This window comes from Desulfocucumis palustris, from assembly GCF_002933875.1.
Lineage (GTDB): Bacteria > Bacillota > Desulfotomaculia > Desulfotomaculales > Desulfocucumaceae > Desulfocucumis > Desulfocucumis palustris.
The window spans coordinates 1-24,258 of record NZ_BFAV01000028.1 but is presented as its reverse complement, the minus strand read 5'-3'; the positions used below and the strand labels follow the sequence as shown (position 1 = coordinate 24,258).

The 24,258-nt window shown below is 50.6% G+C and carries 22 protein-coding genes; 6 read left to right on the top strand and 16 right to left on the bottom strand.

Annotated elements, in window-relative coordinates; genetic code table 11:
* Positions 1-235 precede the first annotated feature (235 nt).
* Complete coding sequence (locus tag DCCM_RS02600; protein WP_104370909.1) at positions 236-1,402, top strand: iron-containing alcohol dehydrogenase; 1,167 nt, start codon at positions 236-238, stop codon at positions 1,400-1,402.
* A gap of 195 nt (positions 1,403-1,597) precedes the next feature.
* Entirely contained in the window at positions 1,598-2,248 is a 651-nt protein-coding gene (locus DCCM_RS02595) for a DUF1287 domain-containing protein (RefSeq protein ID WP_207655529.1), read from the top strand.
* A gap of 42 nt (positions 2,249-2,290) precedes the next feature.
* On the opposite strand, the gene DCCM_RS02590 is transcribed toward DCCM_RS02595, so the two are convergent.
* The gene (locus DCCM_RS02590; RefSeq protein WP_165791992.1) at positions 2,291-3,697 is read right to left on the bottom strand and encodes a diguanylate cyclase domain-containing protein; all 1,407 of its coding nucleotides are present in this window, start codon (positions 3,695-3,697) and stop codon (positions 2,291-2,293) included.
* A gap of 248 nt (positions 3,698-3,945) precedes the next feature.
* A complete protein-coding gene (locus tag DCCM_RS02585) occupies positions 3,946-4,578 on the bottom strand; it encodes a trimeric intracellular cation channel family protein (RefSeq protein WP_104370907.1) in 633 nt (210 codons plus the stop codon).
* Between the two features lie 200 nt (positions 4,579-4,778).
* Here DCCM_RS02585 and DCCM_RS02580 point away from each other — a divergent pair, with 200 nt between their 5' ends.
* Positions 4,779-5,648 carry a uroporphyrinogen decarboxylase family protein gene (locus DCCM_RS02580; RefSeq protein ID WP_104370906.1) on the top strand — a complete coding sequence of 290 codons (870 nt, stop codon included), beginning with the start codon at positions 4,779-4,781 and terminating at the stop codon, positions 5,646-5,648.
* 26 nt (positions 5,649-5,674) lie between these two features.
* Here the strand turns inward: DCCM_RS02580 and DCCM_RS02575 are convergent, their stop codons facing one another.
* The 9 genes from DCCM_RS02575 to DCCM_RS02535 all read right to left on the bottom strand — a co-directional run bounded on the left by DCCM_RS02575 (position 5,675) and on the right by DCCM_RS02535 (position 16,646).
* Positions 5,675-7,513: an ASKHA domain-containing protein gene (locus DCCM_RS02575; protein WP_104370905.1), complete on the bottom strand. Its 1,839-nt coding sequence runs from the start codon at positions 7,511-7,513 to the stop codon at positions 5,675-5,677.
* Between the two features lie 289 nt (positions 7,514-7,802).
* Positions 7,803-8,486: a CPBP family intramembrane glutamic endopeptidase gene (locus DCCM_RS02570; RefSeq protein ID WP_231702624.1), complete on the bottom strand. Its 684-nt coding sequence runs from the start codon at positions 8,484-8,486 to the stop codon at positions 7,803-7,805.
* Between the two features lie 156 nt (positions 8,487-8,642).
* Positions 8,643-8,903: a hypothetical protein gene (locus tag DCCM_RS02565; RefSeq protein ID WP_104370903.1), complete on the bottom strand. Its 261-nt coding sequence runs from the start codon at positions 8,901-8,903 to the stop codon at positions 8,643-8,645.
* 81 nt (positions 8,904-8,984) lie between these two features.
* Positions 8,985-10,463 carry a long-chain-fatty-acid--CoA ligase gene (locus tag DCCM_RS02560; RefSeq protein WP_104370902.1) on the bottom strand — a complete coding sequence of 493 codons (1,479 nt, stop codon included), beginning with the start codon at positions 10,461-10,463 and terminating at the stop codon, positions 8,985-8,987.
* 58 nt (positions 10,464-10,521) lie between these two features.
* Complete coding sequence (locus DCCM_RS02555; RefSeq protein ID WP_104370901.1) at positions 10,522-10,803, bottom strand: EscU/YscU/HrcU family type III secretion system export apparatus switch protein; 282 nt, start codon at positions 10,801-10,803, stop codon at positions 10,522-10,524.
* A gap of 114 nt (positions 10,804-10,917) precedes the next feature.
* Positions 10,918-13,347, bottom strand: a complete 2,430-nt coding sequence (locus DCCM_RS02550) for a hypothetical protein (RefSeq protein ID WP_104370900.1) — start codon at positions 13,345-13,347, stop codon at positions 10,918-10,920.
* 347 nt (positions 13,348-13,694) lie between these two features.
* The gene (locus DCCM_RS02545) at positions 13,695-14,945 is read right to left on the bottom strand and encodes a hypothetical protein (protein WP_104370899.1); all 1,251 of its coding nucleotides are present in this window, start codon (positions 14,943-14,945) and stop codon (positions 13,695-13,697) included.
* Positions 14,946-15,292: 347 nt separating this feature from the next.
* The gene (locus DCCM_RS02540) at positions 15,293-16,099 is read right to left on the bottom strand and encodes an MBL fold metallo-hydrolase (protein ID WP_165791991.1); all 807 of its coding nucleotides are present in this window, start codon (positions 16,097-16,099) and stop codon (positions 15,293-15,295) included.
* 1 nt (position 16,100) lies between these two features.
* Complete coding sequence (locus DCCM_RS02535) at positions 16,101-16,646, bottom strand: PadR family transcriptional regulator (RefSeq protein WP_104370897.1); 546 nt, start codon at positions 16,644-16,646, stop codon at positions 16,101-16,103.
* A gap of 192 nt (positions 16,647-16,838) precedes the next feature.
* On the opposite strand from DCCM_RS02535, the gene DCCM_RS02530 reads away from it, so the two are divergent.
* Positions 16,839-17,603: an alpha/beta hydrolase gene (locus DCCM_RS02530; protein WP_104370896.1), complete on the top strand. Its 765-nt coding sequence runs from the start codon at positions 16,839-16,841 to the stop codon at positions 17,601-17,603.
* 21 nt (positions 17,604-17,624) lie between these two features.
* On the opposite strand, the gene DCCM_RS02525 is transcribed toward DCCM_RS02530, so the two are convergent.
* Positions 17,625-18,044: a MarR family winged helix-turn-helix transcriptional regulator gene (locus DCCM_RS02525; protein ID WP_104370895.1), complete on the bottom strand. Its 420-nt coding sequence runs from the start codon at positions 18,042-18,044 to the stop codon at positions 17,625-17,627.
* Positions 18,045-18,335: 291 nt separating this feature from the next.
* Between DCCM_RS02525 and DCCM_RS02520 the strand changes: the two genes are divergently transcribed.
* The gene (locus DCCM_RS02520) at positions 18,336-20,246 is read left to right on the top strand and encodes an AMP-dependent synthetase/ligase (RefSeq protein ID WP_104370894.1); all 1,911 of its coding nucleotides are present in this window, start codon (positions 18,336-18,338) and stop codon (positions 20,244-20,246) included.
* 104 nt (positions 20,247-20,350) lie between these two features.
* Here the strand turns inward: DCCM_RS02520 and DCCM_RS02515 are convergent, their stop codons facing one another.
* The 3 genes from DCCM_RS02515 to DCCM_RS02505 form a co-directional block, all read right to left on the bottom strand.
* Positions 20,351-21,109 carry a carbon-nitrogen hydrolase family protein gene (locus tag DCCM_RS02515; protein ID WP_104370893.1) on the bottom strand — a complete coding sequence of 253 codons (759 nt, stop codon included), beginning with the start codon at positions 21,107-21,109 and terminating at the stop codon, positions 20,351-20,353.
* Positions 21,110-21,174: 65 nt separating this feature from the next.
* Positions 21,175-22,077 carry a LysR family transcriptional regulator gene (locus DCCM_RS02510; protein WP_307718791.1) on the bottom strand — a complete coding sequence of 301 codons (903 nt, stop codon included), beginning with the start codon at positions 22,075-22,077 and terminating at the stop codon, positions 21,175-21,177.
* A gap of 115 nt (positions 22,078-22,192) precedes the next feature.
* Positions 22,193-22,588, bottom strand: a complete 396-nt coding sequence (locus DCCM_RS02505) for a helix-turn-helix domain-containing protein (protein ID WP_104370891.1) — start codon at positions 22,586-22,588, stop codon at positions 22,193-22,195.
* A 148-nt stretch (positions 22,589-22,736) separates the two neighbouring features.
* Here DCCM_RS02505 and DCCM_RS02500 point away from each other — a divergent pair, with 148 nt between their 5' ends.
* Positions 22,737-22,976 (top strand): helix-turn-helix transcriptional regulator, encoded by a 240-nt coding sequence (locus DCCM_RS02500; protein ID WP_104370890.1) that lies wholly within the window; start codon positions 22,737-22,739, stop codon positions 22,974-22,976.
* Between the two features lie 249 nt (positions 22,977-23,225).
* Here the strand turns inward: DCCM_RS02500 and DCCM_RS02495 are convergent, their stop codons facing one another.
* Positions 23,226-23,612 (bottom strand): DUF4280 domain-containing protein, encoded by a 387-nt coding sequence (locus tag DCCM_RS02495; RefSeq protein WP_104370889.1) that lies wholly within the window; start codon positions 23,610-23,612, stop codon positions 23,226-23,228.
* Between the last annotated feature and the right edge of the window lie 646 nt (positions 23,613-24,258).

Here is a 24,258-nt window from a genome sequence, read left to right as displayed (position 1 = left end):
CTTTTTAATACTACCTCATTATTCGCCCCGGTTTCAACACGTTCCTTGAAAAAACCCGGGCATGCTGACGGGCAGCCTGTCCAACGCCCCGTGTTCCTGGTGATAAAAAATCCCGGGCTGAAGTATATGGGCAATATAAATTTATATATCTTTGCGAAGGAAAAGAGGTGGATTTGGAGAATACGACCACAGCGGCAGATTATCTTAATGCAACACGGAAAGGATTGACGTTATAATGCTGGATGTTTTTGGATTTCACCTTCCCACCCGCATCGAGATAGGGGATGGTTTGATAAAATCAGCGGGCCGGCTGGCCCGGGAAGTCGGCGCCGGTAAAAGGGCGCTGCTGGTAACCGACCCCGGAATTATCCGGGCGGGGCTGGCGGACATTGTGCGGGAATCCCTGGGTAAAGAGGGCTTTGAATGCCTGTTGTTCGACAATGTTGAGCCCAATCCCAAGGACCGGGATTGTGAAGCCGGAGGCAAAGCCGCCAGGGAATTCGGGGCGGAAATTATAGTGGCCGTGGGCGGGGGGTCGGTGCTGGATTCGGCCAAGGCTATAGCGGCGCTGCAAACCCACGGGGGAAGGGTTCGGGATTACCAGGGCAGGGGAAAGATTGTCCGGGAAGTCACCCCCCTAGTGGCTGTTCCCACCACCGCGGGAACCGGTTCCGAGGTAACCCGCTCGGCGGTGATAACGGACACCGAAAGAAAATTCAAAATGACCGTCAAGGATGTTAAGCTTGCTCCCAGGCTGGCCGTTGTGGACCCGGAGACCACTTACGCCCTGTCGCCGTCCATAACCGCGTCCACCGGCATGGACGCCCTGGTGCACGCCATTGAGGCCTATACCTGCCGGGTGGCCAACCACCTCTCGGACGCCATGGCCCTGGCGGCCATGGGGAAAATAGCCCCCTCCCTGAGAACGGTGGTAAGTGAGGGAAACAATAAAACAGCCAGGCGCCATATGATGGTTGGCTCGCTAATGGCCGGCATTGCCTTCTCCCACTCCGATGTGGCGGCGGTGCACTGCATGGCGGAAGCCCTGGGGGGAATGTATGACACTCCCCACGGGGTGGCCAATTCCATGTTTCTACCTATAGTAACGGCTTTTAACGCGCCGGCGGACCCCGCAAAACATGCCAGGGCTGCTGCGGCCTGCGGATTTAAGGTTGAGGGACTGTCCAATGAGGAAGCCTCATCCCTGCTTGTGCAAGAGCTTGAAAATCTGGCCAAGGATATAGGCATTCCCCTGTTCAGCGGACTGGACTACGTCAATCCGGAGGATTTTGGCCGGCTGGCCCAGTCCTCGTATCTGAACGGCTCAACCCCCAGCAACTGCCGGGAGATTACCGGGGAAGACTACCTGCGGCTTTTTACAGAGAGCTATGAAAAACGTTAAAGCGAAAAAGCTTCTGGTAAAACTGCCGTAATAAAATTAAATTCCCGGTAAATGCCGGGGATCTAATTAGTTAAAAAGTATAATCACGAACAATTAATAATGAACCAAGGGTAAAAAGCCGGGGGCCGCTTCTGCCCGGGGTGAAAAGGGGGGAAGGGAATAAAAGGGATTGTAAGGACTTGGAACTGCTTTCTGTTGCTATTGTTTGTGGCGCTTTTCTTTTCCGGCTGTGCCACCGGCAATAAACCCCGGCCTGACGTAGCCATACAAAAGGAAACAGTTGTGGATTTGTCCCCGGTGGAGAAAATTCCGGCTGACCAGAGGAATGCTTACGATCTGACGGTAATGGGCGCCAGGCGGGAGGCGGAAAAAGGAGTAACCTACGAGGCAAGTTACGTTCAGATAAATTACCCCGGAGGGGATGTGCCCTCCGACCGGGGTGTATGCACGGACGTGGTAATCCGGGCTTTTCGCAACGCCGGCATTGATCTTCAGAAGCTCATTCACGAGGATATGAAGGCGCATTTCGGATTGTATCCGCAAAACTGGGGCCTTAAAGGGCCGGATTCCAACATTGACCACCGCAGGGTGCCGAACCAGATGAAATTTTTTGAAAGACACGGCAAAACCCTGACCCTGTCCACCGCTGAGCAGGAGCTGTCCCAGTGGCGCTGGGGAGACATAGTGTACTGGAAATTTTCCAACGGCCTGGAGCACTGCGGCATTGTCAGTGACCGGGTCGGCGAACGGGGGCTGCCGCTGGCGATTCATAACGCGGGTTTGGCCCTGGAGGAAGATTGTTTGGACCGCTGGCGGATTATAGGCCATTACCGCTACCCATATTAAGGAATTTGATAAATATCAAACCGGTTGTGATATATGATACCGTCATGTCATGATCCGGTTGCGGCCTCCCTCCTTGGCCCGGTAAAGGGCCTGGTCGGCCAGGCTGATGATATTCTCCGGGGGAGTGTGCTGGTCCGGGACCAGGGTGGCCACCCCAAGGCTTATGGTCACGTATTGGCCGATGGGGGAATCGGAATGCGGTATTTTAAGCTGCTCAACGTTTTTACGGAGTTCCTCGGCCACCAGGGCGGCGCCCTGAGAATCAGTGTCCGGCAGTATAACGGTGAATTCCTCACCGCCATAGCGGGCCACCATGTCTGAGGAACGCTTCAGACAGCCGCTTAAGGCGGCTGTCACTTTTTTCATACAGTTGTCGCCGTTCAGGTGGCCGTGTTTGTCATTATATTTTTTGAAATAATCAATATCGCATATAATGAGGGATAACGGATAATTTCCCCGGATTGCCCTTCTCCACTCCCGGTCAAGGTATTGGTCAAAAAACCGGCGGTTGTATATTCCCGTTAGTCCGTCCAGATAGGACAGGCGCTGCAATTCCCGCTCCTCCCGCCTCCGCTCATTAATCTCGTCCCTGTACCGCTGATCGAAGCTCTGGAATTCTGTTCTCAGCCGGCTCAATTCACGGTACATTTTTTTATAGGGTTCCTTTAAATTTATGTCGGCTACAATTTTGTACATCCAGTAGGAGGAGGCAAGCCTGAGCAGGTGGCCCAGGGCTGCCGCCGTTTCCGGGAGCCAGCCGTATAGCAGGAAAGCTGCCTGGGAGGCGGCGTTGAATAAAAGTAATGTTTTCATCAGCTGCCGCAGGTCCGGCTGCAGTTGCTGGTTTTTGACTGTGAACAGCAATGCGGCCAGCAGGGTTGCCAGTATTAAAAGGCTGGCCTCCTGCTTCGGCCCCGCGGGTCCCGGAGTATTTAACATCTCCGGGGCGGACCCCCAGTAAAAAATAACCGCCAGTAATACCAGGGATAATAACAGGTAAACACTGAACACCAAATCGGCTCTTACCTTCCGGTTTACAAACCAGGGCGCGGCCAGAAGAGAGGCGCTTTCCATGTGCCTGGCTATTATCCAGCTATATACTGACAGGCTGCTATTATTAAAGGGGGAAAAATTAACTTCACCCGTTGCAAGGGTGTGCAGCAAATCAAACCCGCTTACAAAACCGTAGCATATTCCCAAAAACATCAGGTAGTGGTTTTTGGTTATGTGGTATGTATTTAAAGCTATAATAAATACGGCGAAATTAAGGAATACGCAGAGTAATTCCGTAATGCCGTGAAACAGGTAATAATTTGCAGAGGCTGCGTAAAGGGCGGGGAATAACAGGGCCGGGATAAAAATAATATTTCTTTTTATCCTGCCTGTGGAAGTATGAGCCGGTTGTCCATTATATTCTTCGTTAACCGTGTGATTTTGAGATGAGCCCATGTAACTCTGCTCCTGTTTCATTAGGATATATAAAAGTTTCAACTAATATAAAAATTATCCTCTTATATAACAATTAATACAATTATGTAAAATTATGAAAATTAATACTTGATAAATAATAGCCCCTTGTGCCGATATCACATTAACGGTATGGGAATAAATTAGAAGACCGCCCCATCTGACCAGGGGCGGTTTTTTTGTATTGGCTGAAGAATGATTTGAGACAGCTTGCAGCACGGCAGCTGTTGCTATAAATGAGAATTTTCTCCTGAAAGCACGGGTAATGCTTTTATAAGTCTCCATTTGAATTTAATGGCCAATAATCGTAGAATAATAACAAAACCGGCTGTTATCAGCATCACCTGGTTTTGTGAGAGGCTATAATTATAAAGAACAGTATAGACTATTCCGCCGCCAATGCAGGTTATTGCATAAAAATCCCTGGTCAGCACCGCAGGTATTTCATTTGCCAGTATGTCTCTTATTATACCCCCCACAATTGCGGTAATCAAACCGAGCAATACTGCACCGGTGTAAGTAACATTTGCCTCCAACGCCTTGGAAACACCAATGCATACAAAAGTTCCCAAACCCAATGCATCCGCCACAAGAATTATTGAATTTATTTTAAATAGCATTCTGTTAAAAAGAAAAGCGCCGATAGCCGCGATAATGGAGATATAGATATAAACAGGCTCATTCAGTATATACACCGGTGTATTGCCCAGAAGCATATCGCGGGTTATTCCTCCGCCAATGGCGGTAACCAGGGCTAATACAGCGATGCCGAACAAATCCATATCCTTCTTGATTGCCATCAGGGCTCCGGATAGCGCAAAAGCGAAGGATCCGAACAGGTCAAGAAAATATATAATAGACATTTTTTGATTCCCTTCAATAGTATAAGAGGTCCACATAATAATATTAGATATTTGGATGCGGCATTTCAAGTGGGAATCAGTGTATTATCGGTGCCCGTACGGGTTTATGCCAAAGCCGTTTTTGCCGGGGTCCGGGCTTAGAGGGATCCCCGCGCAGGGGTAGAACATATTATGGAGAGCTATATAAGGGGTAAATATAAATGATATTTACAGGCACAAATAATCTGTTGCTAAAAATGAAAAATAAAATTCCCCGGGGTGAATTGTGGATTTCCGCTGAAACACTGGAGGTATTGGGTTTGGGGCAGTCCCAGGATTCGCTGATAGACTTCAGCATCAATATCGGCGCCGATATTTGCTTTTTTAGCTTTACCAGCCCTATTCAAAACCTGCCTGTTGATTCGGAAAAAATGGGCCGGATTGTCGGTAAGGCCCATGAATTCAACCTGGCTTGCGGGGTAACCGTTGACGGGCCATTTGAACGTGCCGTCAGGGAGCACGGATTTATAGAGGTCATTAAATGGTTCAAAAAAGTAGACCTTTTAAAAGAACACCTGGAAAAGGAATCCCAATTGGCGGCCCGGGAGATGGAAGAGGCCGCTAAAGCCGGGGCGGACCTGCTGATTCTGTGCGACGACATAGCCTACAACAAAGGTTTATATTTTTCACCGGTTCAGTTTGTAAACATTCTTATACCTTTTTACAGGGAAATAATAAGCGCCGTAAAAAACGGCAGGGTTATGGGCTTTCATTCGGACGGCAATGTTTGGCCGGTAATAACTCCCCTGCTGGAAGAGGGGTTTTCCGTTTTCTCCCTGGAGCCTGAAGCCGTTGATCTTCATGAACTCAGCCTCAGGCTTCCTGAAGATGTTATCATACTCTCCGGGATAAAATCCGGGTGGCTGATGGGACCCGGCCCGGAGGACGCCGACCCGCCGGAGGTGGAACAGTATATTGACAATATAAAAAGAAACTGCAAACTGATCCTGGCCTCGTCCTGCGGCCTTACCGGCTATAAAAGCCTGGAGCGGTTAAAGAGAATATACCGCCTGGCGGACGGTATTGCCTAAAGGACCGCTTTAAAAGCGGAGCACCGTTATATATGAGGGAAGCTCATTTCATTTATATAGGTGTCGCCGAATTCCGGCATGGCCGCAAGCTCAATGTACTTTATTTTTCCGGCAATTTCTTCAGCTTTCTTTCTGGCGGATAAGGATATTAATGCCATTCTGGCGCCGCTGCCCGCCGCGTTGCCCACCTGCTGAAAACGCTCGTCCGGTATAGCGGGCAGCATTCCTATGGCTTTGGCGCTGTCCAGCAGAAGATGCGTACCAAATGAGCCGGCTACAATAACTCTTTCTATATTCTCTTCTTTAAGGCCGGCCTCTTTAAGCAGAATTTTTGTTCCGGCGGCCATTGCAGCCTTTGCCAGCTGTATTTCGCTAATATCCTTCTGGGTAATTACTATGTCCTGCCCGGCTCCGTCCTCTCCGGACGGCACAAGGATAAATTCGCTGACTTTTCTTCCCGGGTTTAACCTGACCCGGGGATGGCCTTTATCCAGCCGGCCATTGTAACTTACTATTCCTTCCCTGTACAACTCCGCGGTCGCGTCTAAAATTCCGGAGCCGCAGATGCCCATGGGCGGTTTGTGGCCGATGGTCTCGTAGTGGACCCGGCGGCCCCTGTCGATAAGTTTTACCTTACTGACGGCGCCTTCCACCGCTCTCATTCCCTGCTGTATATGAGCGCCTTCAAAGGCCGGGCCGGAGGCGCAGGAGCAGCAAAGCAGCTCCCCGTTCACGGCCAGCACTATTTCCGTGTTTGTGCCGATATCCAGGCCCAGTGTTACCCCGGGCGCCTCATGAATGCGGCTGCTTAATATCATGGCCACGTGGTCTCCTCCCACAAATCCGGCAATGCCCGGCATAAGGAGGGACACCGAGCCTGTGGCCATGGATAAACCCAGCTCCCGGGATTTAATCTCCAGCGGCAGTGTTGCGGCCGGCACGTAAGGAGCCGTGGCCAGTTGCCGCACCGGCAGTTTTAATAAAAGATGATGCATGGCGGTATTGCCTGCTATAACCGCCTCTTCCACATATTCCGGCGAAACGCCGGCCTTTTGGCAGAGGGTTTGCAGAAGGCTGTCCAGCCCTTCCCTCAGCACCCTGGTTATACGGTCATATTGCTCCTCGCCCTCCAGGGCATAAACCAGACGGCTGATCACATCCTCGCCGTATATTATCTGCGGGTTTAAAATACCATCGGCCTCCAGGGTTGAACCGGTTTCCAGATCCACCAGAAACCCCGCTATTTTGGTGGTGCCGAGGTCCACCGCGTAGCCCAGCGGCCCGGAGCCGCCAGGGGCTTTGAAGGCGTTGATTACTTCGGCGCCGCGAATGGTGATGTTGAGGGAGCCTTCCTCCGCCATGGCGTCAACCTTGCTTAGCAGACCGGAGTCTATGCCCAGTCCGGTTCCGGGGCAAATATTTTTTAAAAATAATTGCACTTGCTGCAGGGTTGAATAGGGATAGGCGACGGAGGTGGTTTTAAGGGGTACGGTATATCGTTTGACAGCGGGGTCGGGAGTAACGGTTATTGCCATGCCGTCCACTTGTAAGTTTTGGCGGCCTGTAAGAGTTTCCCGGGGTATTTCTATTTTTGCGGGTCCCAGTAGGATAGCCTGGCACGCCAGGCGGTATCCCCTGTCTATGTCATCCTTTCCCAGCAGTTTAATTTCATTCTCATTGGGCGGTGACAGTTCTCCCTCTTCCAGGCGGATCTTGCAGCGGCCGCACAGGCCCTTCCCGCCGCAAGGAGCGATTACGCCGCCGGATTCGGTATCCAATATGCCCTGCGCCGCCGCCAGCACAGTTTGTCCCACTGCTGCCTCCAGCCGCCGGCCCACAGGCTCAAATTCCACAAGGACATTCAATTTTATAGCACTCCATTCCATTTTTGCGATTAGCTACTCCCCGGCGGCGGGTATGGTTCTGCAAACGGCCTCCGGCCCCGATTGCCGGGTTTCCGGCAACGCCCGGGATAAAAGTGCCCGTGAAGCCCGGCCGGCTGGCCGGGAGAGGCCGTACCACCTCGTCCAGGAGACATCATCTTCAGTTAATTCGATATTTAGCTTATAAAACTCATTAAAGCATACATTTCTAAATATCTCAACTTTCCTGACAAGGTTATATTAATGTCCTTATTATACAGAAGGCCGGTTGTTATAATGAGGCTATTAGAAGGGAGAACGCGTTGCCGGCTGAATGCAGCAGCACCGCGGCGGGAAGTCCGTATTTAAGATAGGACAGGCTGTAAATAACGCTGGAAAAGAAATATACCGCCAGGGTGGCGGGGGAGGGGGCGTGGGCCAGGGCGAAGAGGATTGAAACAACAAAAACCAGGGCCGCCGAGAGCGCTCCTTTCCGGCCTATGCTTAAATTAGATGCGTTTATCAGCCTGTGAACCCTGCCCAGCGCCGCAAACCGGAAGATTAACTCCTCCAGCAACGGCGCGGTAACTGTTATTACAGCCACCAGCAGGACAAAATCAATGCCCCGGGCGTCAAAGCTGTTTATTTTTAACTGGTTGTCCCCGGGCTGAACGGCGAACCCCTGTTTTGCCGCGTATTCCAGGTAATACCTGTTAATAGCGCCAAGGACAAATCCTCCGGCAATAAATAACAGTGTTTTATATAATCCCATCCTTGCAAGAGCAGCAGCCGCTCCCCCCGGGGTTACTTTAAATAACAGCAGCAGTACTCCAATAAGGGCTATCTGGCCGGTGACCAGTTCCAGGATATGCCGGTTATCTGTGAACCTGCCAAGGGTGAGGTAAGAGAGCAGCACAACAAGGTAAAATGCGCCAAAGAGTTTTAAATGTTTTAAATAGCCGTGGTTTTGTTCCATTTTCACCTGTTTGACAGCCCGGCCGCTCCGGCCGGGCTGTCAGCCATTTAATGTATTTTAAACCGAAATACTTTCCATTGGCATCATAAGGGGTTTTTATCCCCGGGCCGGTGTGCTGCCGAAGAACAGTGGACTATTTTCCCGGGTAATTATGCCTTATCCGAATATACTCGGGCCGGCTTCCAGGTTGATAACAAAATTCACGGTGGTTGTGGGGTTGATGAAAATATCTAATTCAAGGGCCGCGGCAAGCCTCCTGGTGCCCGGGGAGAAGGCCAGATCAAAGGGGATGCCCAGCTTTATCAATACGGCAATGGCGGCATTCAACTGATTCAGTTTGATTACGTCCGAACTAATCAACGACTGGAATACATCCGAGGCAAACAAAAGTTCCAGTTCTTTGACAATATTACTCATCGAAAACTTCCTTATGTTGTTCTCTCGTAACATTGTATGAATCATTGTAATAAGTTGTTTCCCTATAATTTATTATTAACGCTATGCTTGATCATTCAAACCCTGGCTTAGCAGACGCTTGAGTATTTTGCCCCCGGTTCCCCTGGGAAGGTCCGGGGTGAAAACATATTCCTCCGGTATTTTATAGCCTGCCAGCCTTTCCTTTAAAAACTGGAACAGCTCCTGTTTGTTGGGGGTATATCCTTCCCCGGGAACAATATACGCTTTCACCACTTCTCCCTTAACCGGGTGGGAAACTCCTATTACGGCGGCCTCCGCCACCGAGGGGTGCAGGACCAGCGCCTCCTCCACCTCCCTGGGATATACATTGAATCCCGCGGTAATGATAAGCTCCTTCTTGCGTCCGGCAATATAGAAATAGCCGTCCTGATCCATGTGGGCCAGGTCTCCGGTGTGCAGCCAGCCGCCCTGCAGGGCTTCGGCGGTTTCCTCCGGGCGGTTGTAATATCCCTTCATCACATTGCCGCCCCTGACCACCAGTTCCCCAATTTCACCCGGGGGCAGTTCCCGGTGGTTTTCATCCAGTATTTTTACTTCCACTCCCGGTAGGGGTATGCCGATGGACTTAATCTTGCGGACCCCTTTTAGCGGGTTCAGGCACACCACCGGAGAGGCTTCGGATAGTCCGTAGCCTTCCACGATGGGGAAATTCCAGGTTTCCTCGGCGGCCCGGATAACCGCCCCGGGGATGGAGTCCCCGCCGGATATGGCATATTTAAGGGTAGGGAAGGTTACTTTCTGGCGGAGCTTCAGCAGCACCGTGAACATGCTGGGTACGCCGCAAAACACGGTTATACCCCCGGTAGCCAGTATTTCCGCCATTTCCTTGGGTTTGAAGTTGTCCAGTATGGTTATGGTGCAGCCCAGGTACAGGGGAAAAAGAACGCAGACAGTCCAGCCGAAGCTATGAAACATGGGCAGTACCGCCAGGAAGTTGTCGTCCCGGCCAAAGTCCGAGGCGTCGTCCATGTACCTGGCGTCCGCCAGCAGGTTGGCGTGGCTTAGCATGGCTGCCTTGGGATGTCCGGTGGTGCCTGAGGTATATAAAAAGGTGGCGATGGATTCGCTGTCCCTGGCGGGAAACTCCGCCGGGGGCGCTGAAAATACATCTTTAAGTAAATTCTCGTCAATAACCAGCGCTTCCAGGGGCAGAGCCGGAAATTTACTCAACAGCTGCCCGATGGCAGGTATGGTGATTAAAAATCGCGCTCCGGAATCCTTGACGATAAAAAATAATTCCTGGGGCGCCTGGAGAAGGTTGAGCGGCACCACGGTGCCACCCGCCCTGGTTATACCCAGATATGAGTATATGAATTCCGGGCAGTTGGGCATGGCCAGGGCAACCCTTTCTCCCTCCCGGAGGCCCCGGTGTTTCAGATATCTGGCAAATTGTTCAACGTTATGCTCCAGCTCGCCGTAGGTGATGGTTTTGTCGTGGAACTTTAGTGCGGGATGTTCCGGGTGCTGAAGGTATTGTCTGTGTAATTCGTGGATGTTCAAATACTGTAATCCTCCTTTGTGGCATTAGACTGACTTTTAGAAAGGATGATAAGACTTATTAGGCCTTTTTTGCGTTTTTATCCAGGCTGTATACAAAAACCAGAACTTCCGCCACGATGCCGTACAGTTCCGGAGGAATTTCCGAGCCCACGTCCACATATGAAAGCATGTTCACCAGGGTCGGGTCCTTGTGGACGGGAACGTTGTTTGCCCTGGCCAGTTCCAGTATGCGCCCGGCCATGTCCCCCTTGCCCGAGGCCACCACCCGGGGGGCATTGTCCACATTTTCATCGAAATGCAGGGCCACAGCCTTTTTGATATTCTTTTCTTCCTGCTTCAAAAGGTTACCCCTTCCGAACCCAAGGCTCACTTATATTAATTAAAGCTCCCAAAGCCCGCATGTATGTGGGGGAACATTCTGTTTCATTATTGCACCGGCGCCGTCTGGATGTAACTATATTGTTACATCCAGCGATTGGAGTCTAAGGGGCGGATAGGCTGTTTCCGGCTGTCCGGTGAAGACAGGGCGTAAATCCTCCTTGACCGGACCCACTCTCCAGCGGCACGGGTGCAGCCGGTAGCCGGCGCCCGCCAGCGCCTCCTGCAGCCGGGGCCAGGCCCCGGTTAGAAGCCCGGCAACCCAGTCGTCCGCAACCCTGCCGCTGGCCGTTACATCCTTTTCCCGCACCTTCAATTCCACCAGCAAAGTACCCAGGTTGTCGGTGTTTAAAAACAGCGCCACCCCGAAATTTTCGGGGTCGATGGCCTTGCCTCCGCCACCTTCCCTGATAATTCTCAGTTGTCCCCAGTTTTCCGAGTCACCGTTCTGAACGAAGGGTATGTTGAAATAAAGGTAATTCTGCTGGTTGTATTCACGGACAAAGCTCTGGTAAATCTGGTGGCCGGCCATCTGCCGCTCTATCATGGCGCCTTCCTGTAAAAGGCTCTGGAGTTGGGGAGGGTTTCCGGCTTCCCGGGCGGCTTTGCGTACCTCTTGAAGCAGTTGGCTGAATCCTTCCAGGAGTTCGCTGAAGCCCCGGCTTTTTATTGAAGCCGTGTCCGGTATATGTTCTTTGCCCGGTAATGGCTGCGCGGACGGATTAATATCCCCGTCGCCGGCGGACGGGCCGGGGCGGTTAACGGTGCCGGACGCCTGATTCTGTGCCGGCGCGTTTGAAAGCAGGCCTTTTTCTCCCTCCAAGGCCGGGATGCCATTTGCCAGGGCATTTGTAAGCAGCTTTACTGCCGCCGGTATATCCGCATTTTCACCTGGCTTTCCAGGTATGATATTCCCGGGGCGTGTGGCTGTCTGAAGAAAATCAAACAGCCGGCGGAAAAGCTCTTCTCCTTCCGGGGAAAGCTTGATTTCCGGAAGATTGCCGGAATCAGGCCGGGGAACCGCTTCCTCCGGTGAATCCAATAACCCGGAAAGATTTTGCAGGAATGCCGAAAGCTTAAGGGCAAGCTCCCCGGCTGCCGGGCCGCTTCCCGGTGCAAGAGAATTGAATGCCCGGGTGTTGCCGCCGGATTCCTGTGCCGGTAATTTTTGAAGCATTGCCTGCCCAGTGTCCGTATTTTCGGTTTTGTTCTGACCCTGTACCGGGACCATATTCTCAGCCTGCTGCGGCAGTTCTGTTTTAACCGGTATTTCCCGGGATATTAACCCCCGGACAATGGCCCGGTTCAGTGGAGTATCCGCAATGCCTGTTTGCCGTATTATTTCTTCAATCCCGGAGAATACGGCCCGGCTTTCTCCCGGGGAAATTCCGGCAAGCCGCTGGGGAGTGGTGTTATTGCCCGGTTCCTCCGCCGTTGCCGGTTCCTTACCGGGCTTCAGGGCTAAAGACTGCAATATGTCCCGCAACTGATTGAATATTTTTGTTCCTTCAGGTGTCCCGGTTTCCTCCGGGGAAATCCCGGCAAGTCGCCCGGAGGTGGGATTATTAAGCTGAACGGCGGCCGTTTCCGGTTCCCCGCCCGGTTTCCGGGCTACGGACTGCAATATGTCCCGCAATTGATTTAATATATTTGTTTCTCCGGGGGGCCCGGCCTCCTCCGGAGAAATCCGGGGTAACTGCGCGGATATAAGATTTTTAAGCTGTGCGGCAACTGTTTCCGGTCCCTCACCTGGTTTAAGTACCACAGCCCGCAGCATATCCCGCAGCTGGTTGAATATATTTGTTCCTTCCGGTGTCAGGGATACGGGCTTTGAAGAGTTCCGCGCGGCCGTTGTCACGTCGCTTCCCGTGCCGTTCCGGGCTGATTCCCCATTAATCGCCGGCACGTCTCCCAGTTTCTCCAGCAATACGGACAACTGGTATTCACTGCCCCGGGCCATTTTCCCCAGGCTGGACAGATACAGTCTTAACGCGTCCATAACCCCGGGCTGTTCCGTTATCCCCGCTTTCAGGGACATGATGGCAATATGTATATTTTCCGGGGTGTTTCCCCCCAGCTTTTGCGCCAGGCGCTCCGCCTGCTTCAGCAATTCGGGCTTCAACGGCAGCTCCTGGGTCACGAATCCCTTTATCAGCTCCCTCAACAGGGGGCTGTCTTTTAAATCCATTTGCTTCAATATGCTTTGTATAAGAACGTCCTGGCCTTCCTGCCCGTGATACAGCCTCACCATGTATTGGCCGTCCCTTTGTCCCTCCACCTGGAAAGTGATGGTGGAATTGGTTTCCATCCGGTAAGGCGACTGGATAAGGGTGTTCTTGCCGTCCACCCGCACCATGTAAAGGTCTTCCCCCGCCTGGCCCAAAACCTTTCCCTGGCAGACCTGGCCCGGCTGCAAATTTAAATCCGCTCCCGAAGTCTTTAATCCGGCATATGTGTTGATCCCGCCGTCAGTTTTTATGTTAATGCCCGTCCAGTTAATATTCATGCTATCCCACCTGCCATACATATTATATCAATTTATTGACCTGCGCCTTTGATAAAATAAAAAAGCCGCCGGGAAGTGTTTTTATTTGCGGCTTATATACCTGTTGATATTTAATTCGGTAGAAATTATAGCATTCTTTAAGCAGTATCGGCAACGGGACGTAACCGGATTGATGGGGGGTATGGGAGGCCTGTCAATACCATATCAATCATTTAACTTTCCCGCCGGGAAGTCCCCATTCTGAGCCTTCCTTACTCGCGAAGCGAGAGTGAAGGGTGGGGATGAAAGGCGGGCATACTTTTCCAGGAAACATTTGTTCCTTATTTGGCTTTCCCGGTATAATATGGTTAGTTCTTTGACAACTGATATGGGGTTGTAGCCTCGCCAAAATCGTAGAATTCCACGCTTTGAACTTTCCAGACACCGTCAACATAGCGGTATGTGGTGTGCAGATAAGTCAAATCGTTCGGCAGCACGGCGGCGATCACTTCCGTTGTGGCAAGCTCGGGCAAAGCGCAGCCAAGGACGCTTTGAAGCTTCATTTCGATAAAGAAGTCCTGGCAGAATTCCTTTTCGTACAGTTTATAATCGGATAACGCCATATCGCATAACCTGACCGTCTTTTCGGAGCCGTTTGCCATGAGCTTCGCGGTTTTATTGCTTTCGTCCACGCTAACATCGAATTCAGTCCCGTCCGTGATCCCCGTGACATCAATTCTTGTAAAGGCTTCATTCTGAAAGCTGTAAAGCTCATAGGCGTTGCCTCCAAACGGCATGCTCATCAGATAGGACGTGATCAGGAAGTCGACCGAATCCTCACTGATGATATGCCCTGCCGTAATGGAGGTTCCAAATCCGTATTCGTTTCCTTTGAAAACTGAAACGGAGGCTTCCGAATTGCCATCTTTGTAGACAAGCGTCCACTTTCTTGTTGCATACTCCGATGCGACTAACTCGATAGTTTCGTTTTTGCCGTCCCCATCCAGATCTGCGGTGAGGGAGGACTTCACGCCGGCTTTAGGGTTGACCGCCAGCGGTGTATCATCCGAATAATAGATTTTATTTCCTGTAACCGAATATCCGGCTGAGGTGTCGATTTCAATAGTATTTGCGGTACCGGGAGCAATATAGAAGTCCAGGGCTTCAGCGAGGTCGGGCAGCCTAAAGCAGTTGTTGTCATCAATGTTGTACGTTGTACATCCCGATTCATAGGGGCGGCTATTTAAATAGATCTTTGATGTAGAAAGAGACGCCGTCCGGCTTTCCATATCTTCCGACGGAACCGGCTCACAGCCCATTTCCGAATAGGTAGAGTTTGCAAGGATGTTTATTTCATTACTCGTCTCGTTAAAGGAAACATCAAAATGCTTTCTTGTTTTGCTGAGTGCCATTGCTATGTCGCGCAGCTTAAAATATTTGCTGCCGCCAATGGTATACGCTTGCAGGGTCATTTGGTTGCCATCAACCGATACCAAGGTCTTTATCGGTATGCCGGTTTTGCCTTGCGGCTTATCCGCAGCAAGCACCGGAGTACCATACATAGAAAGCATGGCGGTAATTATGAGCAGGATCATCAATGTATTTTTAATTCGTGTCATTCGCACAGCCCCTTTTGTGCTTATGTATATATCCTATACATCATGAGGTGAAAGGCTAATATTTTTCTATTGATTTGACGTTTGAACGCATTATTTGTTTCGCAATTTCTGCCTGCGTTATGAAATATTTTTGGGGAAATTATATAAGGAAAAGAGATAGATAACTGAATCAACCCGATTTTTTGCACCGCACCCAGGCATTATTGGAAGGCTTCAGCCTTGAAGCGCCGGCCGTCCCTATGTGCCATATCAAGGACTGGGAGTGTCGGAGGAACAGCTTTTATGACCATGGTTTCCGGTTAATTTGTTACCCTTGCTGATGCAAATGAATCTTTTTATAGAAGATGTTACAACTGTAAAGTATCTTTTATAATAGATCTGATTATATGTATTGAAGCCCATTCGTTAAGGGAAATGTAAGTAAGGGGAGCCCTTTTGGGAAATATCTTTTTGTTTATGGCCTTGATGCTCCAGCCTTTACGGCGCAGTTCCAGCACTTCATCCGTTAGATTCTCCAGATGCTCCAGCTTCATTTCCACTACTTTTCTGCCATTTTCAAGCACTCCCGCGTGCCCGCAATATACCGTGCGGAAATCATGCCGCAGCAAAACCCGCAGGGAATCCATTATCTGATGAATATTTTCGGGCCTCATAATTATCCTGGTTTTGGGGGTAACAACCAGATCCCCGGTAAAGACCGCTCCTTCTTCAGGATCATACAGGGCCACATGGTCAAAGGAATGACCGGGAACTTTTAGCACCTGCAAACTTTTTCTTTCGGTTTCTATTGTTGAATCCAGGGGGCGGGGTGAGAAAGGCTCTCTTTTTCCCCAGAAAAAATGCCTGTATAGCGGAAGACCGGCTTTTTTTCGGCAGATCCCCAGGGCGGACGGATTTATATGCACCGGAATCCCGTGATTACACAGCCAGGGGGCGTTGCCGCTATGATCCTCGTGAAAATGTGTCAGCGCCGCCCGGCTTATACGCTGTGACTGGAAAAAACCCGTATATTCTCCGGCGAACCGGCTGGGACCGGTATCCACCACCAGCCCTTCCAGCAGATAAACAAAAATGTCCAGCCGGGAGCCGAACAATTCCACTGTGGTTCCGGCGTAAATTACTCCATTATGAGTACCTGTTTTTAAAACACTCAAATCAACGACCTCCAAACATTCCCAGCATATCTTTTAACCATTGAATTTTTACCCTTTGAATTTCCAATCCGTAGTCCAGTATTTTAATCCTGAAGGGCGGGACCTTTTTCTGCACCATGCTTAGCCGTGCCCTTTGTAAACTTAAAAGTTTGTTTTCCATGTGCTCAATCTGCTTTTCCAGCTTCTCCCGGGCAGTCTCGGGAGAAGCATGGTTAAAAAAGTTGCATTTATTTAGAAACTCATATTTGTTAAAGAAATCAAACCGCACCGGCTCATTTTCCCCGTCGCCGGACAGCAGCCAGTCATTGAATTCCTCCCGCCCTTTGGGGGTAATATGAATTAACTTTTTGCTGGGGGCCTTGTCCTGATAAACAATCTCCTTTGTTATAAGGCCGTCTTTTTCCATCCTGGCCAGTACGGTATATAATTGGCCGTCGTTCACCTCCGGTGAAAGCGCGAAGAAATCCCGGTACAGCGATTTCAGCATCTCGTACCCGTAGGCCGGCCGGTCCATGAGGCACCCCAGGATAAGATGTTTTAAAGACATGGAAAACCTCCGAAAGCATATTGAAAATCAGGTCTATATTAAATATACTATATCTTAGATTTAAGGTATATCAAAGAAAATTGAAAGCAATTTAAATTTAAATAGCGTTAAACTTATGTCCATATACTCTTAAAAATTAATTTTTGCGACACTTGAGAACCGTCCCCTGTCGCACTGGAGCGGAGTGATGGCATGACAGATACCATTTTTATGATTCACGGCATGATGTGCGGGGATTGGTGCTGGGAAAACTACAAAAAATATTTTGAGGCGAAGGGTTACCGGTGCCTAACCCCGACCCTGCGCTACCACGGCATGGACCCCCGGGATAATCCCGACCCGGATCTGGGAAGCACCAGTTTGTTGGATTATGCCGGGGATTTGGAGAAGGAAATCAATAAGCTGGGGGGCAGGCCCATTATTATGGGTCACTCCATGGGCGGCCTGCTGGCGCAAATTCTGGGCGCCAGGGGATTGGGGGAGTCCCTGGTGCTTTTGGCGCCCGCTGCTCCCTACGGTATTCCGTCTATTAAATATTCGGTGTTGAAGAGTTTTATCGGGGTGATGTCCAGGGGTAGGTTCTGGAGAAAGTCATTCCGCTTTTCATATGATACCGCCGAGTACGCGGTAATGCACAAAATGAACGCCCATGAGCGCAGGGCGGCCTATGAGAGGATGGTTTACGAATCAGGTCTGGCAGCCCTGCAGATTGGATTGTGGTTTCTGGACGTGCACAGGGCCTCCAGGGTTGATGGGGATAAAATAAAATGTCCGGTGCTGGTGGTGTCCGGTTCCGAAGACAGGATAACGCCGGCCCCGGTGGTTAAAAGGGTGGCGGAAAAATACAGGGCGGTTTCCACCTACAGGGAATTTGCAAATCACGCCCACTGGGTGATAGGAGAGCCCGGTTGGGAGGAAATAGCGGGTTACGTGTGGGATTGGCTGGAAAATAAATAATTATTGGTAAACTAATATCAATCAATCTATGCTGTCTGCTATGGTATTTAACCCTTTAACCAGGTTGTTGCCGTTTTGCCCCAGCCGGTCTTCCAGGTATTGATTGAATCTCTCTCCGGCGTCCAGCACTTCCCGGGCCAGCCCGCGACCCCTGTCTGTGAGGAATACCCTTATTATTCTCCTGTCCTGGCTGTCCGGCCTTCTTTCCACCAGCAGCTCCTTTTCCAGCCTGTCCACCATTGTGGTCAGGGATGAGTTTTCAATTCTGGCCCGGCTGCCTATTTCGGATAGGGTTATTCCGTCCTTTTCCAGCAGGCTGAATAATATCAGGGACTGCCCGAAATTAACACCGTATTTGTCCAGTTCCCTGGCCAGATGTTTTTCCAGCTTTTTCATGGTTACCTTTAATGTGTAGCATATAAAACCGGTAAAGTCAGTCATATAATTCACCCTTCTTAAAAGCCGGCGGCACAGCCCCGGTCTTTTTGAGTTTATCCCCGGTCTTTTCCCTTGTCAATAACCAATACCCTATCCGGCTGGCGTGTTATAAAGAAGAGGGCATGAATCGTTTCCATGGAATGTTATAAGCAATAATATCCGATTCGGAAATTACGAATCGAAAGGAATGTTGGGAATTATGTCGAATTATTTCCAATATTACCAATTGCAGCGACTATTCTTCCAATACGGTTGGCGGTCCAGCTGAATAATTAGCACGGGAAGGGATTGGGTATGGATAATAGCGCATTGCCCACAATATGCCAGGGTTTTTACTCTACCGCGGAAAAATATTCAAACCGGCGGGCTCAGCTCTTCAACAATGAATTATATAAGGACAACAACGGCTGCTTTACTTACGGGGAGATGCTGGAGAGGGTGGAAAGCATAGCCCGCGGCCTACTGTCCCTGGGTTTGGAAAAGCAGGAGAGAGCCGCAATCATGGCTGCCAACAGCCCCTACTGGACCCAGGCCGACCTGGCGGTAATTAACTGCGGTTGCGTTACGGTGACTATATACCCTACATTATCTCTTAATGAGGCTTCCTACATAATTAATGATTCCGGCTGCCGGTACCTTTTTGCGGGAAACGGGGATATACTGGCCAGAATTTTACCCGGGCTGGGCGACATGCCCACCCTGGAAAAAATTATCGTGCTGGAAATGGGCTACAAGGGCGACGGAGAGAAAATAATGGGCCTGGGCGAACTGGCGGAATTGGGCCGGAAGGGTGCGGAATCCCTTCACCGGCAGTACACCGGCAGGCGCCTGGGGGTATCCCTTGAACACTGGGCCAGCATTATTTACACTTCTGGCACCACCGGCACGGGAAAAGGGGTAATTTTGACTCACCGGAGCTTTTCCTCCAGGGTGATGGGTGTTCTTGAAAATTTCCCCCAAATGGGTGTAAGCATAACCCGGGAGGATGTCTGCCTTTCCTTTTTGCCGCTTTCCCACATATTTGACCGGGGTTCCGGCCAGATGCTGGCTATATTCACCGGGGCCTGCATAGCATACGGGGACAAACCTTCAACCATTCTGCAGGATCTTCAGAAGTACAATCCCACCTGGTTCAATTGCGTGCCCCGCCTTTACGAGCGGATATACATAACCATCCGGGAGCAGATGTCCCAAAACCCGGTCAAAAAATTTATATTTAACCGGGCGCTGGCAGTGGGGAGGAAGGTGCTGGAATACCGCACCGACGATCATGGCCGTATCAATATGGCCCATGATTTTAACGTGGCGGAAAAACTGCCCCCGCTGCTGCGCTTCCGGTACGCCCTGGCGGACAGGGTCTTCGCCAGGGTCAGGGCCCTTTTCGGCAGCCGCTTCAAACAGTCCTTTTCCGCCGGAGCCGGCATATCCGCGGAGCTGGCCACATTCTTTTATATAATGGGCGTAAGGGTGCTTGAGGGTTACGGTCTTACCGAGACCTGCAACGCCTGCAACTTAACACCCCTCAACGGGATCAAGCCTGGAAAAGTCGGTCCTGTGGTGGCGGGGTCAACCGCAAGGCTGGGGGAAGACGGGGAATACATCACCGGCGGCGCGGGATTGTTCGCAGGCTATCTGAACAAACCGGAAGAGACCGCCGGGGCGTTTACCCCCGATGGCTGGTTTAAAACCGGGGATGTGGGGGAAATCGACCGGGACGGCTATCTGAAGATAGTGGACCGCAAAAAGGCCATTATTGTCCTCAACACCGGGAAGAATGTGGCCCCCGCCAAGATTGAAAAGCTGTTCGCCACCAGCAGCTGCGTGGAGCAGGCGTTTGTGGTGGGGGATGACAGGAAATATATCGGCGTCCTTCTGGTGCCTAATTTTAACTATTTTATCGAGTTGTATCAAAGGGAAAATATATCTTTCGACAAAAGCAAGCTGGTTTATTCAAACATCGCCGGGGCGGAAATTTGCGTACAGGTGGGCGAGGATTTCGTTTCCCGGGGTATTCTGCGGGAGATGCTGGATAAAGAAGTGGCCCGGGTCAACCGCAGGCTGGAGGAATATGAAACGGTAAAAAAATATGCCGTAATCACCAGGCGCTTTACGGAAGAAACCGGGGAACTCACCCCCACCCTCAAACCGAAAAAAAGGGTTATATTGGCAAATTACAATGATGTGGTGGAAGGTTTATATAAATAGCCCATCCTGGCCTTTGGGGCCATATTTGTTTTTGGACGGCCTTCAGGATGACTCCCCGGCGCCCTGGGGAGCCCTTTTCCGGGTGAAGGGAATAGGGGGCAGGATCACCTGTGAAGGCTTTGCACATCCGCAAGATATTTCCAGCGTTCCCGGGCCTTTTCAATCAACTGCAAGTCAATTTCCGTAAAATAAACCCCCGGCAGGTCGCCGCAATCCCGGAAGAAGGCGCCCTCCGGCCCGGCGATAAAGCTTTTGCCCTTCACTTCCCGGCCATCCGGGTAGCGGGTGCCGGTATTGTTGGCCATGGCCAGAAACACGGTGTTTTCGGCTGCCCTGGTGATGCCTATATTATGCCAGAGGCCCATGCGGACTGCGGGGATGTTGGCGGGGTTGAAAATAACGGCTGCTCCCCTTAATGCCAGGCGGCGGACAATTTCCGGATAAAAAAGGTCCACGCAGACCACCGCGGCCACGGTAATTCCCCGGTGGACAAAGAGGGGCTGCCGGGTGCCGGGCAGGATGATATTCCTCTCCCCGATGGCGTGGGAGGGGAATATTTTGTCATAATGGGTTGTTTCAGCACCGTTCAAAAAGGCCCCGGTGGAAATGACCCCTTCCCGGCAGCGCACATAATGGGCGCCTGATACCAGCAGCGCGCCCGGGGGCAGTAACTTTTTCAGCTCTTCCAGCATCAGCATGTAATGCCGGTGCTCCAGTATCTGCGGACCCAGCCAGCCTTCGGGAAGAAGTATTATATCCGCGGGACTGCCGATGTTCTCCAGCAGCCCGGACATTTTTTCAATATTTATTTCCGGATTGCCGCTGCCGCGGTGGAACTGAACGGTGCAAAGGGTTAATTTCAAAATTTCCCTCCTCTAAATTATCCAGGTATGCCGTAAACCTTTTCGTTCGCCCTGGGAACGAAGGGTTATTTAATCGTCTCTCCGGCCAGGTCCAGCAGGGCCTGCAGTGCCGGAGAAATCCATTTGTCCTTGTGGTATACGATCTGGGTGGTCATGTTGAAATCCGGGCCGGACCAGTTAAGGTCCACAAGCTGTCCCTCCGCTACTTCCGCTTCCACCGCCACCCTGGGCAGCAGGGTTATTCCCAGGCCGCTGATGACGCATTTTTTGATAGCCTCCACGCTGCCGAACTCCAGTGAGGAGGAGGGCCGCACACCGGCCTTGTTCAGCATGTCTTCAAAGGCCGAGCGGTAACTGCAGCCTCTTTCCGAGAGTATAAGATACTCCCCCTGCAGGTCATAAAGCCCAATCTGTTCCTTTCGGGCAAGTGGGTGGCCGGACCCGGCAAGAACGGCCATGGGTTCGTAAATAAGGGGTCTGGCTATTAAGTCCTGTATGTTCATTTTCTTTTCCAGGAATAATGCAACGTCAATTTCGTTGCTTCTAAGCCATTGGATAAAATCAGCGCAGGTGCCGATTTTAAGGGTTATTTCCACCGCGGGGTACATTTTGCGGTATTTATGAAGCAGGCCGGGCAGCCGGTACACGCAAAGGGATTCCGGCGCGCCGATGGAAAGGGCGCCCCGGGGCGCGGCGGAGCCGGAAAGCACCTCCCTGGCCTCCGCGGACAGTTTGAGAATCTGGTCGGCATAGGCAAGCAGCTTTTCCCCTTCCCTTGTCAGCACCACTTTCCTGCCCAGGCGTTCGAACAGCCTGTTGTCCAGTTCTTCTTCCAGGGACTGCACCTGGGCGGTTATGGTGGACTGGGCGTAGTCCAGCATTTCGGCGGCTTTGGTAAAGCTGCCCACCCTGGCCACGGTTACAAAGGATTTGAGCTGGCGGATTTCCATGGCTACCTCACTTACCATCAAGAAATATAATTAAAATCCCAAAAGTTATCGTTTCTATTAATTTAAATATAAATGAAAGGTCTGTCAATTGCTTAGTTAAATGGCAACAGTTATTACTCCGCCGGCCGACAGTTTAACCTTTTTCCTTTTTTATGGCTCTCATGGCTATTTTAACAAACTGTAAAATATCCTCCTTGTCCCCGTCGTCCAGCAGCATTCCGTCGAGCATGACATTTGATTCCCTTATAATTTTTTCCAGCTCCACCGGCGGTGTCTTTGCATTAGCCCCGGAAGAGCCGCTGTCCAGGTAGCCTGCGGCCTCCATAAGCTTAACGTAGGGATAGTTATAGGCCCCGGACAGTTTTTGCAAGGTTCCGGCGGTTGGCTTGACGGCATTTCCGCTTCTGGGATCAATGCCTTTTTCCAGCATATTGAGGTACGTGTGGCTGATGCCGATCCTGGCCGCCGCCTTACGCAGCGGTTCCTCGGCCCTTAACTTTATGAGCAGTTTGCTGAGGGAGTATTTCACGATTCAATCCTCCTATGTAAAACATGTTTTCCTTATTGTAAAGCATGGAGTGCAAAAAAGAAAGAAAAATTTACTAAAAGTAAATAAAAACATGCTTTGCTAATTGGAAAACATGCTTTACAATAATAACCGGAGGTGCGGTAAAATAATGGAGAACAGACTGAGAGAAATTAGAAGAGCCAGTGACATATCCCAGGAGAAACTGGCCGGAGCCATATATACCACCAGGCAGACCATTATCGCCATAGAAAAGGGCCGTGTAAAGCGGCCTTCCGACGAATTGATGGTGGCCATCGCCAAATATTTCGGGATGAGAGTGGAGGAAATTTTCCCCACCCCCCTTGTCCAGCATGTTTCGCGGGAAAATGCTGAATATCCCTACCGGTAATCCCTGGTTTGAAGCTGACGGGCAGGGAACTGAGCGACGTGGAGCGGGCCAGGCCTGCCGGCCTGCTGCCGGGAGATTGATAAGCCGAGTGGGGCGGGGCGGGATTATTGACCTGGGAAATGAGTCCGGGAGACATCTTCCGGGCTCATTCCCCAGGCTCATTTATAGGAGTGTTCATATTATCAGGCCTTTTCTTTTTATAATGAGAGAAAAAATATTACATGGTTCAGAACCCTGTGAAAAAATATCTCAAGGTATCATTGTTTTAAACTGTCCCGGACTAATAATTTGTATTACCCCTCCATATGCGCACATTAGCTTTGAAGAGTTATTAAGCGCCGGCATATTTGCCACAAGGACGGTGGGGCAGCCGGGCACCCACGGCGCCGGTATAACCGGAGTGCAGGGCATGGGTGTCAACACTCCAAGCGCCGCGGCCGTGGCCGAGGCCACCGCCGGGTTGGCAATAGAGCTGCACATCCCGAAGGGCAGTATGTTGACAAAGGGTATGTTATCCATAATGTTGGCATAAGGCATGGTGGTCATTACCCTGTTCTTTGGCAATATCATAAGCGAAGACGGCGCCACACCGAAACTGCACTGTAAATTAGCGCCGCCGCATACAGCAACACCCAAAATTATTACCCCCCGCCGGCTGTTAAATTAAAAATTACAAAAATTTACCTCTGTGGCAATTATAATTTTTTTAGACTGAATAAACAACTGGACACATCAAATAAAAATGCATGGCATGCATTTTTATACACGATCCGGGTTGCCGGGCTTGCCATGATATTGGCCACCGGGGAAGACGGCTGGTTATGTTGGCGAACAAGTTTAATATTGTATATATTTCCTGTTAGCTTTCTGATGATGGTTAAATGCTATTAAAAAATATAAAGATTGGGAAAATGAAAAAGCCTATCCCCTCCGTGATGAGGGAATACCTAACAATGAAAATACCTTGTTGTTGGTGAATCATACAATTCAACAATCTTTGACAAAATTACATAATGTTCCAAAAGGATTTGTTTGGAATTATATTGAATATATCCCTATTTAAAGGATGTGCACATATTTATTCCTGAAAAATATGTGTTTTCCGTTTACATGGGGAGGAAATTCAAGTGAAGAGAGTTTTAGTGCTATTTCTGACAGTTATCTTTGCGGCGGCGCTCTGCACCACCTCGTATGCGTCCTATGGCAAAAATGAAAACATTAATTTACCACAGGTCAAAAGAGAAGAAATTACCTCCCTGAGTAATGAGGATTGCAAGTTTTA

What these genes read in the sequence shown, in the direction of transcription:
- DCCM_RS02510 (WP_307718791.1), bottom strand. Translation starts at nt 22,077, where the DNA reads ATGGTAAGTGAGGTAGCCATGGAAATCCGCCAGCTCAAATCCTTTGTA.
- DCCM_RS02530 (WP_104370896.1), top strand. Translation starts at nt 16,839, where the DNA reads ATGACAGATACCATTTTTATGATTCACGGCATGATGTGCGGGGATTGG.
- DCCM_RS02590 (WP_165791992.1), bottom strand. Translation starts at nt 3,697, where the DNA reads ATGGGCTCATCTCAAAATCACACGGTTAACGAAGAATATAATGGACAA.
- DCCM_RS02525 (WP_104370895.1), bottom strand. Translation starts at nt 18,044, where the DNA reads ATGACTGACTTTACCGGTTTTATATGCTACACATTAAAGGTAACCATG.
- DCCM_RS02585 (WP_104370907.1), bottom strand. Translation starts at nt 4,578, where the DNA reads ATGTCTATTATATATTTTCTTGACCTGTTCGGATCCTTCGCTTTTGCG.
- DCCM_RS02500 (WP_104370890.1), top strand. Translation starts at nt 22,737, where the DNA reads ATGGAGAACAGACTGAGAGAAATTAGAAGAGCCAGTGACATATCCCAG.
- DCCM_RS02545 (WP_104370899.1), bottom strand. Translation starts at nt 14,945, where the DNA reads ATGACACGAATTAAAAATACATTGATGATCCTGCTCATAATTACCGCC.
- DCCM_RS02520 (WP_104370894.1), top strand. Translation starts at nt 18,336, where the DNA reads ATGGATAATAGCGCATTGCCCACAATATGCCAGGGTTTTTACTCTACC.
- DCCM_RS02535 (WP_104370897.1), bottom strand. Translation starts at nt 16,646, where the DNA reads ATGTCTTTAAAACATCTTATCCTGGGGTGCCTCATGGACCGGCCGGCC.
- DCCM_RS02570 (WP_231702624.1), bottom strand. Translation starts at nt 8,486, where the DNA reads ATGGAACAAAACCACGGCTATTTAAAACATTTAAAACTCTTTGGCGCA.
- DCCM_RS02550 (WP_104370900.1), bottom strand. Translation starts at nt 13,347, where the DNA reads ATGAATATTAACTGGACGGGCATTAACATAAAAACTGACGGCGGGATC.
- DCCM_RS02600 (WP_104370909.1), top strand. Translation starts at nt 236, where the DNA reads ATGCTGGATGTTTTTGGATTTCACCTTCCCACCCGCATCGAGATAGGG.
- DCCM_RS02565 (WP_104370903.1), bottom strand. Translation starts at nt 8,903, where the DNA reads ATGAGTAATATTGTCAAAGAACTGGAACTTTTGTTTGCCTCGGATGTA.
- DCCM_RS02580 (WP_104370906.1), top strand. Translation starts at nt 4,779, where the DNA reads ATGATATTTACAGGCACAAATAATCTGTTGCTAAAAATGAAAAATAAA.